General features: G+C 61.4%; 14 protein-coding genes. 9 read left to right on the top strand and 5 right to left on the bottom strand.

Annotated elements, in window-relative coordinates; genetic code table 11:
* Positions 1 to 66 precede the first annotated feature (66 nt).
* On the top strand, positions 67 to 948 hold the full coding sequence (locus BM160_RS16530) for a cytochrome c oxidase subunit 3 (RefSeq protein ID WP_092007275.1): 882 nt from the start codon (positions 67 to 69) through the stop codon (positions 946 to 948).
* A gap of 78 nt (positions 949 to 1026) precedes the next feature.
* On the opposite strand, the gene BM160_RS16535 is transcribed toward BM160_RS16530, so the two are convergent.
* Positions 1027 to 1248, bottom strand: coding sequence for a twin transmembrane helix small protein (locus tag BM160_RS16535; protein WP_092007276.1), 222 nt, complete (start codon positions 1246 to 1248; stop codon positions 1027 to 1029).
* 18 nt (positions 1249 to 1266) lie between these two features.
* Between BM160_RS16535 and BM160_RS16540 the strand changes: the two genes are divergently transcribed.
* The 5 genes from BM160_RS16540 to BM160_RS16560 all read left to right on the top strand — a co-directional run bounded on the left by BM160_RS16540 (position 1267) and on the right by BM160_RS16560 (position 5493).
* Positions 1267 to 2034, top strand: coding sequence for an SURF1 family protein (locus BM160_RS16540; RefSeq protein ID WP_092007277.1), 768 nt, complete (start codon positions 1267 to 1269; stop codon positions 2032 to 2034).
* A gap of 123 nt (positions 2035 to 2157) precedes the next feature.
* Positions 2158 to 2784, top strand: coding sequence for a hypothetical protein (locus BM160_RS16545; protein WP_092007335.1), 627 nt, complete (start codon positions 2158 to 2160; stop codon positions 2782 to 2784).
* A gap of 32 nt (positions 2785 to 2816) precedes the next feature.
* Positions 2817 to 3965 (top strand): COX15/CtaA family protein, encoded by a 1149-nt coding sequence (locus BM160_RS16550; protein WP_092007278.1) that lies wholly within the window; start codon positions 2817 to 2819, stop codon positions 3963 to 3965.
* Positions 3962 to 4879, top strand: coding sequence for a heme o synthase (cyoE, locus tag BM160_RS16555; protein WP_092007279.1), 918 nt, complete (start codon positions 3962 to 3964; stop codon positions 4877 to 4879). The genes BM160_RS16550 and cyoE overlap by 4 nt, the downstream gene beginning before the upstream one ends.
* 56 nt (positions 4880 to 4935) lie before the next feature.
* On the top strand, positions 4936 to 5493 hold the full coding sequence (locus BM160_RS16560) for an SCO family protein (RefSeq protein WP_092007336.1): 558 nt from the start codon (positions 4936 to 4938) through the stop codon (positions 5491 to 5493).
* A 70-nt stretch (positions 5494 to 5563) separates the two neighbouring features.
* On the opposite strand, the gene rpoH is transcribed toward BM160_RS16560, so the two are convergent.
* The 4 genes from rpoH to ftsY all read right to left on the bottom strand — a co-directional run bounded on the left by rpoH (position 5564) and on the right by ftsY (position 9125).
* The gene (rpoH, locus tag BM160_RS16565; protein WP_092007280.1) at positions 5564 to 6493 is read right to left on the bottom strand and encodes an RNA polymerase sigma factor RpoH; all 930 of its coding nucleotides are present in this window, start codon (positions 6491 to 6493) and stop codon (positions 5564 to 5566) included.
* 494 nt (positions 6494 to 6987) lie between these two features.
* Positions 6988 to 7284 carry a hypothetical protein gene (locus BM160_RS16570; RefSeq protein ID WP_092007281.1) on the bottom strand — a complete coding sequence of 99 codons (297 nt, stop codon included), beginning with the start codon at positions 7282 to 7284 and terminating at the stop codon, positions 6988 to 6990.
* 98 nt (positions 7285 to 7382) lie between these two features.
* Positions 7383 to 7856, bottom strand: a complete 474-nt coding sequence (locus BM160_RS16575) for an Mpo1 family 2-hydroxy fatty acid dioxygenase (RefSeq protein ID WP_092007282.1) — start codon at positions 7854 to 7856, stop codon at positions 7383 to 7385.
* Positions 7857 to 7949: 93 nt separating this feature from the next.
* The gene (gene ftsY / locus BM160_RS16580) at positions 7950 to 9125 is read right to left on the bottom strand and encodes a signal recognition particle-docking protein FtsY (protein WP_092007283.1); all 1176 of its coding nucleotides are present in this window, start codon (positions 9123 to 9125) and stop codon (positions 7950 to 7952) included.
* 55 nt (positions 9126 to 9180) lie between these two features.
* On the opposite strand from ftsY, the gene BM160_RS16585 reads away from it, so the two are divergent.
* The 3 genes from BM160_RS16585 to rsmD are packed head-to-tail and all read left to right on the top strand — an operon-like array spanning position 9181 to position 12797.
* Positions 9181 to 10632, top strand: a complete 1452-nt coding sequence (locus BM160_RS16585; protein WP_369821796.1) for a M16 family metallopeptidase — start codon at positions 9181 to 9183, stop codon at positions 10630 to 10632.
* 36 nt (positions 10633 to 10668) lie between these two features.
* Complete coding sequence (locus BM160_RS16590) at positions 10669 to 12105, top strand: M16 family metallopeptidase (protein ID WP_177219047.1); 1437 nt, start codon at positions 10669 to 10671, stop codon at positions 12103 to 12105.
* Entirely contained in the window at positions 12102 to 12797 is a 696-nt protein-coding gene (gene rsmD, locus BM160_RS16595) for a 16S rRNA (guanine(966)-N(2))-methyltransferase RsmD (protein WP_092007286.1), read from the top strand. The genes BM160_RS16590 and rsmD overlap by 4 nt, the downstream gene beginning before the upstream one ends.
* Positions 12798 to 12848 lie beyond the last annotated feature (51 nt).

Here is a 12848-nt window from a genome sequence, read left to right on the forward strand (position 1 = left end):
TCTTGCCGCATCACGGTTTGAATTAAAAAATTATTGAAAATTCGAGAGAAAAACAGGAGTCGAGCGATGTCATCAGCAACCCACGGGGCAACCCCTTACTACTTCGTGCCTGGCCCTTCCAGCCATCCGGTCATGGCCGCTATCGGTCTGTTTTTTGTCATATTGGGTGCCAGTCAGTGGATTAATGGCGCGAGCTGGGGCGCCTGGTCGCTGGCCTTTGGCATGGTGTTCTGGTTGGTGACCTTGTTCCGCTGGTTTCGTGATGCCGTGAACGAAAGCGAAGGTGGCATGTACGGTCGCAAGATCGATCTGTCCTACCGCTGGAGCATGAGCTGGTTCATTTTCTCGGAAGTGATGTTTTTTGGCGCGTTCTTTACCGCGCTGTGGTGGGCTCGCGCGCACTCGGTGCCGGCTCTGGGCAGTCTGGACAATGCGCTGCTCTGGCCTGATTTCAAGGCGGTCTGGCCCAGCCTGGCGGCCGGCGTGACGGCTTCGCCAGCTGACATCATTGAGCCCTTCACGACCATGGGACCGTTCTGGTTGCCCACCATCAACACTGCTTTGCTGCTCAGCTCCGGTGTGACCCTGACGATTGCTCACCATGCACTGCGTGAAAATCAGCGTGGCCGCACCATCGCTTTCATGTGGATGACGGTGTTGTTGGGTACGACGTTCTTGTTTGTGCAGGGTTACGAGTACTTCCATGCCTACTCCGAGCTCAACCTCAAGCTCACTTCGGGCGTATTCGGTTCGACCTTTTACATGCTGACCGGTTTTCACGGTTTCCACGTGCTGGTGGGCATGTTGATGCTGCTGTTTATTACCCTGCGCCTGCAAAAAGGCCATTTCACCGCCGACAATCATTTCGGCTTTGAAGGTGCTGCCTGGTACTGGCACTTTGTTGACGTGGTATGGCTGGGCCTTTACGTCCTTGTTTACTGGCTATGAGATGGTTGCGCGGGCGCTAGCCCGTCGCGCCGTCTTGCGACAGTCAAAAAAAAGGCCGCTTGACGCGGCCTTTTTCAATTATTTGCCAGCCGGAATACCGGTTGACTGTATGTAACCCAGTTTCCAAGCAATCAGTATGCAGACAAACAGCACAATCGAAAACCCGACACGGAACGCCAGAGCGCGTGCCATGTTGCTGGTTTTGCGTTTGCCGTCGCTGCCGTCTTTCAGCATGAAGAAAAGCGCGGCAGCTAGGCTGCCGAGAATGGCGAGAAATGCCAGTGCAACAAGATAAGTCATGAACAGGATTATCTGTCCATGACCCCGGCCTTGCGCTCACCCCGCTTCTGGCTGATCACGCTGGCCGCCGTGCTGGTGGCGGGAACCACTTTTTCACTGGGACAGTGGCAGTTGCGTCGGGCGGCGCAAAAAGAGCTCTTGCACGCCACGATTGAATCGAAAAACAAGCTTGTAGCCCTTGATACACAATCACTTGTAGCTATTGAAAATATAGCAAACGAGGTGCACAGGCCGGCCGTGCTGCAAGGCACCTGGCAAACGGCGCAGACCATCTATCTGGATAACCGCTCCATGAGCGGTAGAACCGGCTTCTGGGTGCTGACCCCGCTGGCCTTGCAGGGCAGCCAAAAGGTGATTCTGGTGCAGCGTGGCTGGGTGCCGCGCGATTTCACCAATCGCGCCCGTCTGCCGCAAGTCGCTACGCCTGCCGGCTTGGTGACTGTCCAGGGGCGGATTGCCCCGCCACCGTCCAAGCTATATGAGTTTAAGGGTGCAGATCTGGGGCCGATCCGGCAAAATCTGAACCTGGACGCTTTTCGTCTCGAGACTGGTCTGCCCTTGCTCGAGGTTTCGCTGCTGCAGACCGGCGAGCCCAGCGAAGGGCTGCTGCGCGACTGGGCGGCGCCGAATCTGGGCGTGGATAAACACTATGGCTATGCTTTCCAGTGGTTTGCCCTGGCGGCCCTGGTGCTGATCCTGTATGTCTGGTTTCAACTGATTCTTCCCTTTCGAAATGCCTTGCGGCCTTCATCACGAACCTCATTGCGCGTCCAAGACCGCGATTAACCGCCTTAACCGCCCTAACTGCTTTTAACTGCTGTGACCAACGATCATCCTGAATCCTCTTCTCACCGTGCTGCCGCCAGCCTTGCTGCGCAAGACCAGCCTTTGGGCCTGACCGTGCACACCATGCCTCACCAGTCCACCACCCGCACGCCCAATACCAGGGCAGGGCGCTGGAAAATGTTGGCCGTGCTGCTGGTTTGCGCCAGTCCGGTGATCGCGTCTTATTTCACCTACTACGTGGTGAGGCCTGAAGGGCGGCGCAACTTTGGTGAGCTGATTGATCCGCAGCGTCCTTTGCCCGCCCTGGCTACACAGGCACTGGACGGACAGACCGGCGAGTTGACTGCTCTGAAGGGCCAGTGGCTGCTGCTGAGCGTGGCAGACGGTGGCTGCGATGCTCGCTGTGAACAGAATCTGTATTTTCAGCGTCAGCTGCGTGAATCACTAGGCAAGGAAAAAGAAAGACTGGAGCGCGTCTGGCTGGTTGACGATGCGGCGCCCGTGCGCGAGGCCTTGCGGCCAGCCCTGGCTTCTTCGGCGGTGCTGCGGGTGGCGCCGGCTGCTCTGGCCCAATGGCTGGAGCCGGCCGCCGGCCAGCGTCTGGAAGATCACCTTTATGTGGTGGATCCGCTGGGCAATCTGATGATGCGTTTTCCGGCCCGGATGGATGCCGAGGCGGCTGCCAAGGCCAAGCGCGATCTGGATCGTCTGCTGCGCGCCTCCAGCAGCTGGGACAAGCCAGGGCGCTAGTTCTTTAACCGCACTCGCTCACCTCTCACTTCATGTCTACCCCCGAACTTTACGACCTGAGTCCGGCGCTACGCCTGATGATCATGGGTCTGGCCGTGGCGCTAGCACCGTTGGCCTGGGTCTGGGCGCGCAACAAGCATGCGCCTGTGGCGCAGCGTCTGCGCCTGTTGACCTTTCTCACCCTGTTTCTGACCTTTGATCTGGTGATTTTTGGCGCTTTTACCCGGCTCACCGACTCCGGCCTGGGCTGCCCCGACTGGCCGGGCTGCTACGGCAGCGCCAGCCCGGTGGGTGCGCAGCTGCACATAGAAGCGGCGCAGACCGCCATGCCCACGGGGCCGGTCACGCACACCAAAGCCTGGATTGAAATGATTCACCGCTATCTGGCCACGGGGGTGGGGGTGCTGATCCTGACGCTGACCATTGTCAGTTGGCGCGAGCGCAAGCGCGCCCATATCTCGCCCTGGTGGCCCACGCTGACGCTGGTCTGGGTCTGCCTGCAGGGTGCATTTGGCGCGCTCACCGTCACCATGAAGCTGTTTCCGGCAATAGTTACCTTGCACCTGCTCTGCGGCCTGGCTTTGCTGGCGCTGCTGCGCGCCCAGTCGGCGCGCTACGCGCAGGCCCAAGGGACCCTAGTACCTGTGGCCTTGAGCCGCGCCGCAAGAGCAGGCGTTCTTGCCGCTTTTGCACTGCTATGGCTGCAGATAGCGCTGGGCGGCTGGGTTAGTACCAACTACGCGGTGCTGGCCTGCACCGACTTCCCGGCTTGCCAGAATTCCTTCTGGCCGGCCATGGATTTCAGTCAGGGCTTTACGCTGTGGCGCGAGCTGGGCGCTGGGCATGATGGCGCGAATATCAGCTTCCAGGCTCTGACGGCCATCCACTATGCGCACCGCTTGGCATCCTATCTGGTGTTTGCCGTGCTGCTGGCGCTGGCCTTTGGCCTGCACCGCATGCCGGGCTTGCGCCTGCAGGCGCGCTGGCTGGCCGGCCTGACCTTGCTGCAAGCCGCCACCGGCCTGAGCAATGTGGTGCTGGGCTGGCCCTTGCTGGCGGCCGTCATGCACACCGGCGGCGCAGCTGCGCTGGTGGTGGTGCTCACCGGTATTGTTTTTTCAAGTCGCAGCCGCCAGACGGCGCAGGCGTCAATCATGAGTGCTTCGAGAGTGTCCGTATGAACCCCAGCAACCCACCTGCCGCTTCGACCGCAAGGTCCCATGCGTCGTCGCGCATCGCCCAGTTTTACGCCCTGACCAAGCCGCGCGTGGTTCAACTGATTGTGTTTTGTGCCTTGATCGGCATGGTGCTGGCGGTTCCCGGCGTTCCGACCTGGGCCGACCTGAAGCTCGCAGCGATTGCCTGTGCCGGTATCTGGCTGGTGGCGGGCGCGGCTGCGGCGTTCAATTGCCTGGTCGAGCAGCATATTGACGCCAGAATGCGGCGCACCGCCTGGCGAGCGACGGCCAGAGGCGAGCTCAGCAATCTGCTGACGCTGGCGTTTTCTGCCGGCCTGTGCGCCTTGGGTTCGTGGATTTTGTATGTCTGGGTCAATCCGCTGACCATGTGGCTGACATTCGCCACTTTTGTCGGTTACGCGGTGGTCTATACCGTCATTCTCAAACCACTCACCCCGCAGAACATCGTCATCGGTGGCGCTTCCGGCGCCATGCCGCCGGTGTTGGGCTGGGCCGCCATGACGGGAACGGTTGGCCCCGAAGCGCTGATACTTTTTCTGATCATCTTTCTCTGGACGCCGCCGCATTTCTGGGCGCTGGCGCTGTACCGCGTTGAAGACTACCGCAAAGCAGGCCTGCCCATGCTGCCGGTCACCCACGGCAACGAGTTCACCCGCCTGCAGGTGTTTTTGTATACGCTGGTGCTGTTCCCCGCTTGCTTGATGCCCTATATTTTCAAGATGAGCGGCTGGCTTTATCTGGTGGCTGCCGTGCTGCTCAGTTTGGGCTTTAGCTGGTATGGCTGGCGTTTGTGGCGCAACTACTCCGATGCCCTGGCGCGCAAGACCTTCCGTTTTTCACTGATCCATCTTTCAGTTTTATTTGCAGCCTTGTTGCTGGACCACTATCTCGTATGAAAACTTCTAGCCCACGATTCGGCCGCCGCCTTGTTGTCCAGTCACTGGCGCTCGCCATGACGGCAGGTTTGTTGACGGCTTGCTCGCCCGACAAACCTCAGTTTCAGAGCATCGACCTGACCGGTGCCGACTACGCCCAGGGTTTTTCCCTGGCCGACCATAACGGCCAGCAGCGCACGCTGAAAGACTTTGCCGGCAAGGTTGTGGTGGTGTTTTTTGGCTTCACCCAGTGTCCTGATGTCTGCCCCACGTCCATGGCCGAGCTGGCGCAGGTCAAAAAATTGCTGGGTCCCGATGGCGACAAGCTGCAGGCGATCTTCATCACGGTAGACCCCGAGCGGGATACGGCCGAGTTGCTCAAGCCCTATATGGGCAACTTCGATCCAAGTTTTCTGGCGCTGCGACCCACACTGGAGCAATTGCCCCAGGTCGGCAAGGACTTCAAGCTCTATTACAAAAAGGTCGAGGGCAAGACACCGGGCAGCTACACCATGGACCACTCGGCCGGCAGCTATATCTTTGACGGCAAGGGCCGCATCCGGCTGTACAGCCGTTATGGCGCTGGCGCCGAAGTGCTGGCCTCGGATATTCGTCTGCTGCTCAAAAACAGCTGAAAAAAAGCCTGTTCCATTTCGGGAACAGGCTCTTGATCGAGGCTGGTAGCGGCGCACGTGGCACCCGGACTCAGGCGAAAGCCGCCAGCACCTTTTTCATTTTTTTCATGGCCGCCACTTCAATCTGGCGAATCCGTTCGGCGCTCACCTTGTACTCGGCGGCCAGATCATGCAGCGTCATGCCGCCTGAGCCGTCGTCATTGACATTGAGCCAGCGCTCTTCCACGATGCGGCGCGCCCGTGGATCGAGTTCCTGCAAGGCGGTGGAAATGCCGCCTGTGGCCAGGTGGTCGCGCTGGCGCGACTCGATCAAGGCCGTCGGCTCCTGCGTCGCATCGGCCAGGTAGGCAATCGGGCCAAAAGCGTCCTCGCCGTCATCGCTTGGGCTGGGGTCCAGCAGCACGTCGCCACCCGACATGCGCTGTTCCATTTCAAGCACTTCCTCCCGCTTGACGTTGAGCGTTTTTGCCATCGAGGCAATCTGCCCTTCGGTCAGCGTGTCACGGTGCGTTGCCGCATCGGCGTCGTCCTTGAAACCCTGTTTCATGGAGCGCAGATTGAAAAACAGCTTGCGTTGGGCCTTGGTGGTAGCCACCTTGACCATGCGCCAGTTTTTCAGGATGTACTCATGAATCTCGGCCTTGATCCAGTGCATGGCATAGCTCACCAGGCGCACGCCCTGCTCGGGGTCAAAACGCTTGACCGCCTTCATCAGGCCGATGTTGCCTTCCTGGATCAGGTCGCCGTGCGGCAGGCCATAACCCAGGTATTTGCGGGAAATCGACACCACCAGGCGAAGGTGCGACAGCACCAGCTTTCCGGCGGCATCCAGATCGTTGTTTTGCTTGAGTTCTTTGGAGTATTCCTGTTCCTGCTCCAGCGTCAGCATGGGCAGGCGGTTGACTGCTGAAATATAGGCGTCCAGGTTGCCCAGCGGCGGAACCAGCGACCACGGATTGACGGTGGCCAAAGCGCCGGTTTGAGCCGAAGACGCAGCCATGGTGGTGTTCAGGACGGAACTGGAAAGGGCATATGACACAGCAGAACTCCTTTTCTCTAGGCTTAAATATTAGCACTCGATTAGAGAGAGTGCCAGGCAATAGGTTCAATGACAGGCATAGCTCAAGGCTAATAGGTAGTCATTCAGATGTTTCTATGACCACGCCACGGGATGGTTAGTTCGCCGCCTGAGGTTTCCGCTTGGTAAAGAGTGGCAGGACGATAACGTCCTCAATCAGTGTGGCTTGCTCTTGTTTTGATAGCTAGATATGACCAAGAGGCAATGGATGAGGCCTTGTTTGGCGCGAAAATCCATTGACTTGAAGAAACTGGGCAGAGGGCATTTCGGGGAAGAAAATGCCCTCGTTTTTAGGTCAAATAGGCCTTTTGCGCAGGCGGAGCACGCGCCATCAGCTATCAGTTCGATAGCATTTGGGTGGCCTTGAATGTTCCGGACGGTCTGGGTGAGGGTACGGATAGGGGGCTGCCCGGTTTTCAGGGCAGGCGTCTGTCAACACGGACTTCGCGCACCTCGACGTCCACCACGTCGTCGCCACGACCGCTGTTTTCGCGCTTGGCGCTGCCCGGCCACATGCCTTGCGACGAGAACTGTTGAAAGCGGCCAAACACCGCGGCAGGTGCAGGTTTACGGCCGGTGATCAGGGCCTTGAGCAGGCTGAAAGCCAGCACGATCAGTGCGGCCGCCAGCAGGCTGAGCGCAAAGAGGGCGGCAAACAGGCCTAGCAACAGTTTCAGGGCAAAACGCACAATTCGACTGGCAAAATTTGGCACGTCAAAAATCCTTCAAAACAGATAAATGGGGATGGGGCCGCCGCTTTCAAGCTGGCGCAAGCGGCTGCGGTGGCGTTGATTCAAGTAGATAAAGCCCGTTACCAGCGTATAGCCAGCTTTTCGAATAGTTTGGCCAAAACGAACAGCGGGCCGACCCAGAGGTATTGAATGTCCTCGAAAAACGAGGGTTTTTTGCCTTCAATCTTGTGGCCTATGAATTGCAAAATCCAGGCGCCCACAAAAACCGCCATGGAAATCGGCAGCACCCGCTGCCCCATGGCGAAAACCAGCGCGATGGCCAGGCCAGACCACAGCAGCATGGTGACGAAGAACACCCCGGAGAGCCGGGCGTAATAGACCATGCTGGCCGCTATGAAGCCATAGGCCACCCAGGGATGCAGGGCGAACAGCATGCCGACCAGGCTCAGCATGATGAGCGGAATGGCGATGCAGTGGATCAGCTCGTTGCGCGGATTCTGGTGACTTTCGCCGTAATGCGCCAGCAGCTGGTCCACCTTGCGTGGCGTGGCGGAGGTAGCAGAGGAAGTGGAGGTGTCGGCCGCAGTGGTCATGATGAATCCCCGGATGGAACTCATCAGACTTTAAACCTCGGCCCGGTTTACGCAAGTACCGGGGTTTTGGGTGTTTCCCGCAGCGGCGCTGCGTCAGGCCAGCAAGGCCTGGGCAAACTCACGCGCGCTAAAGGTTTCCAGGTCTTCCAGTTTTTCGCCCACGCCAATGAAGTAGACCGGCACCGGACGCAGCTGGGGCGAGGTTTTTGCGCGCTCGCGCGACCACAGGGCAATCGCCGCCAGCACGCCGCCCTTGGCCGTGCCGTCCAGCTTGGTCACGATCAGACCGGTGAGCTGGAGCGCTTCGTCGAAGGATTTGACCTGGGCCAGGGCATTTTGGCCGGTGTTGCCGTCTATCACCAGCAAGACTTCGTGCGGTGCCGTAGCGTCGGCCTTTTGCACCACCCGCTTGATCTTCCGCAGCTCTTCCATCAGGTGCAGCTGGGTTGGCAGCCGGCCTGCGGTGTCGACCAGCACCACATCCTTGCCGCGCGCCTTGCCGGCACTGACGGCATCAAAGCTGACGGCCGCCGGGTCGCCGCCTTCCTGGCTGACAATTTCGACGGTGTTGCGGTCGGCCCAGACACTGAGCTGCTCACGCGCGGCGGCGCGAAAGGTATCGGCGGCCGCCAGCAGCACCGAGGCGCCCTCGTTGGCCAGGTGGGCCGTCAGCTTGCCTATGGAGGTGGTCTTGCCGGCGCCGTTGACGCCCGTCACCATGATGACGGTAGGCTGGTACTGGCCAATCACCAGGGGCTGCTCCAGGGGCTTGAGCAGCTCGGCAATGGCCTCGACCAGCGCGTTCTTGACGGCCACGGGATGGGTCATGCCGCCGGAGCTGACCCGGCGCTTGACCTCGTCCAGCAGGTGGGCCGTGGCATTGACGCCGGTATCGGCCATCAGCAGGGCGGTTTCCAGGTCTTCGTACAGCTGGTCGTCGATGCGGCTGCCGGTAAACACGGTGGAAATGCTGGAGCCGGTCTTGCGCAGGCCGTCCTGCAGCTTGCTGACCCAGCGCTGGCGCTCGGGCGCCACCACCTGCGCAATGGCCTGAGAAATGTCTATGGGCGTGACCAGCGCGCTGCCGATCAGCGAGCCGGCAGCGTTGGCCGGCGCAGTTGCTGGCGCTGCCGCAGGCGCCGGGATGGGCGCTGCCGCAATAGGCTGTTCTGTGGCCCCGTCAAGAGGTGGCAGCTCAGGACGAGCAGCCGGCGCAGGCGATGGCGCCGGCGTGGCAGGGCGGATTATTTTCTTGAAGAAACTGAACATTGAATATGCTTGTAGAGTCCTCTATTCTATGAAACACCCCAAGCGAGCCCTCTTGATGCTCTCAGTACCCCTTTCCCGGCGCTTTTCCGCCTTGCTGCTGCCCGCGGCGCTAAGCCTTGGTTTGAGCAGTCCGGCGCAGGCTCAGCAAACCGCTGCGACTGTGGAGCAATTCACGCTGGCCAATGGCCTGACGCTTATCGTCAAGCCGGATCACCGTGCGCCCACCGTCGCCCACATGTTGTGGGTGCGCGTGGGTTCCATGGACGAGGTGGACGGCACCTCGGGCGTGGCCCATGCGCTGGAGCACATGATGTTCAAGGGCACGCCCACGGTGAAGCCCGGTGAATTCTCCAAGCGGGTGGCGGCCCTGGGGGGCCAGGAAAACGCCTTTACCAGCCGCGACAACACCGGCTATTACCAGCAGATCCCCGCCGCTGCGCTGGAGGAGGTGATGCAGCTGGAGTCCGATCGCTTCGCCCACAACCAGTGGGCCGACGACGAATTCAAGCGCGAGATCGAGGTGGTCAAGGAAGAGCGCCGGCTGCGCACCGAAGACTCGCCGCGGGCCATGCTCTACGAGCAGCAGGCGGCCGTGACTTATCTGGCCTCGCCCTACCGCCGCCCCGTGGTTGGCTGGATGAGCGATCTGGACGCCATGACAGCGGATGACGTGCGTGATTTCCACCGTCGCTGGTATGTGCCGGCCAATGCTGCCGTGGTGGTGGCCGGGGATGTGGACGTGGCGCAGGTCAGGCAGCTGGCCGAAAAATACTATGGCGTCCTGGTGGCCGGACCCGTGCCCGTGCGCAAGCCGCGCAGCGAGCCCGAGCAGGCCGGCACACGTCGTCTGGACTTCAAGGCGCCCGCCAGCCAGGCTTATGTCAACCTGGCTTTCAAGGTGCCCAAGCTGGAGCCGCTTGAGCTCAGCGATGCGGCCGGCGCTAGCGTCAGCGCGACAGCCAGCCGTGAGGCCCTGGCGCTAACCGTGCTGGCTGCCGTGCTGGACGGCTACCCCGGCGCCCGCCTGGAGCGCGCGCTGGTGCAGGGGACGGCTGCGGGCGGCCGCGTGGCCGACAGCGCTGGCGCCTCCAGCGGCCTGATAGGCCGGGGGCCGCAGCTGTTCATGCTCGATGGCGTTCCGGCGCAGGGCCAGACGACCGAGCAGGTGGCAGAGGCCTTGCGTCAGCAAGTGGCCGTCATTGCGCGCGAGGGCGTCAGCGAGGCCGAGCTGAACCGGGTCAAGATTCAGTGGACGGCCAGCGAAACCTACAAGCTGGATTCGGTCTTCAGCCAGGCGCGTGAACTGGGCTCCAACTGGGTCCAGGGCCTGCCGCTGGATGCCAGCGCGCGCCTGATCGCCAAGCTGCGCAGCATTAGCGGCGCCGAGGTGCAGGCGGTCGCCGCCAAGTATTTTGGCGATGAGCAGATGACCCAGGCGACCTTGCTGCCACAGCCCTCTGATCCCACGCGCAAGTCAGGCAAACCCAACGTTTTGCTGCGGCATTAAGCCCAGCCAGGAACCGAACGAGTCCATATATTCATCATGATTGCTATAAAAAGTAGAGCTATTTGCGCCCTATTGATAGGCGCTACAGGCCTTTTTCTTCATTCAATCGCGCTGGCGGTGATCCCGATTCAGCATTGGGTTCAGCCTGGCGGCGCCCAGGTCTATCTGATCGAGAGCCCGGCCATTCCCATGGTCGATGTGCAGATCGATTTTGATGCCGGTGGCCGCCGTGATCCAGCGGCTCAGGCCGGCCTGGCCAGCGTCACGGCGGGCATGCTGGACAAAGGCGTGCTGGCCGGGAATGGCGAACGCAGCGCCGGGCCGCCCCGAGCAAGTTCAGCCCCCTCGGGGGGCAGTGCGGTACGCGAAGCGACAAGCGTGGGGGCCATTGAACCAGCACTGGATGAAAGCCAGCTCAACGAGGCCTGGGCCGATCTGGGCGCGCAGTTTGGCGCGGGTGCCGGTTCCGACCGCATGAGTTTTTCCCTGCGCTCGCTGACCGAGCCCGATTTGCTGGCCAAGGCTGTGGCGCTGGCGGCGCGTGAAATTGCCGAGCCGGCTTTTCCCGACAGCGTCTGGCAGCGTGAACGCCAGCGCATGCAGGCGGCGCTCAAGGAGTCCTACACCCGCCCCGGCAACGTGATTGGCCGGGCCTACACGCAAGCGGTCTACGGCAGCCATCCCTATGGCTATGAAGTCAGCGAGGCCACGCTGGCGCAGATCAGCGTGGCGGATATGCGGGCAGCGCATGCGGCCGGCGTGGTGGCCTGCCGGGCTCGCATCAGCCTGGTGGGAGCCATCACCCGGGCCCAGGCCGACGCCATGGCTACCAGCCTGCTGTCGCGTCTGCCGCAAGTGCCCTGCGCCAGCCTGGCGCCGCTGCCGGCCGTGGCCGAGGTGGCGCCGCTGAGCCAGGCGAAAGAGACGAGCATTCCCTTTGATTCGGCCCAGGCCCATGTGCTGATAGGCCAGCCCGGTTTCAAGCGGGATGACCCCGACTATTTCCCGCTGACCGTGGGCAACTACATTCTGGGCGGCGGTGGTTTTGTCTCGCGCCTGACGGTCGAGGTGCGTGAAAAGCGCGGCCTGACGTATGGCGTGTCCAGCGGCTTCACGCCCGGCCGGCATGCCGGCAGCTTCACCGTGGGCCTGCAGACCCGGCCCGATCAGGCGACGCAGGCGGCCCAGCTGGTGCATCAGGTGCTGAGCGACTTTGTCGCCCAGGGGCCGACCGAAGCCGAGTTGAAGGCCGCCAAGGACAACCTGATAGGCGGCTTTGCCCTGCGCATTGACAGCAATAGCAAGCTGCTGAGCAATTTGGCCAGCATTGCGTGGAATAATTTGCCGCTCGACTACCTGGAGCGCTGGACGCAACAGGTGGATAAGGTCACCGTTGCGGACATCAAAGCCGCCTTTGCGCGCAAGCTGCAGCCCGAAAAAATGGTGACCGTGATTCTTGGAGCCGCCTCATGAAATACACCCCCCTCACACCCGCCGTCAAGCCACCATCGCAGGCCTCCGAACAGGCAGCCGCCACGCGCAACAAGGCGCGGGCGCAAGCCGCCCACGCCAGGGCTCACGCCAAGCCGCCCGGCGAAATCCGCATCATTGGCGGGCTATACAAACGCACCAAGCTGGCTGTGCCCAATGTGCCCGGGCTGCGCCCGACTCCGGATCGGGTGCGGGAAACCCTGTTCAACTGGCTGGGCCAGGACCTGACGGGCTGGCGCTGTGCCGATGTCTTTGCAGGCACCGGCGTGCTGGGCTTTGAAGCGGTGTCGCGCGGCGCGGCCGAGGTTTTGCTGTGCGAACAGGACCCGGCGCTGGTGCTGCAGCTCAAGGCCTTGCAGGCGCGGCTGAAAATCGACAAGGTCAAGATTGAACGCGGCGACGGCCTGGCCATGCTCAGACGCCTGGCCGTGGGCAGCATGCAGCTGGTGTTTCTGGACCCGCCGTTTGAGTCCACCCAGTTTGAGTCCGCGCTGAAAGCCGCCGCACAGGCCATTGGCCCCACTGGCCTGGTTTACCTGGAGGCACCCAAGGCCTGGACCGACGAAGAACTGCTCCCTCTGGGCCTTCAACTGCAACGCAGCGGCAAGGCCGGCGCCGTGCACTTTCATCTGCTGAGCAAAGGCGACGCGTCGCCCAAGCTGGCTGACGCTTGATTTTTCCCGGCGGCTGCCCGTGCGGCGCTCGTGGGTACCGGCCTGGCGCTG

The sequence above is a fragment of the Polaromonas sp. OV174 genome, assembly GCF_900112285.1.
Taxonomy (GTDB): Bacteria; Pseudomonadota; Gammaproteobacteria; order Burkholderiales; family Burkholderiaceae_C; genus Polaromonas.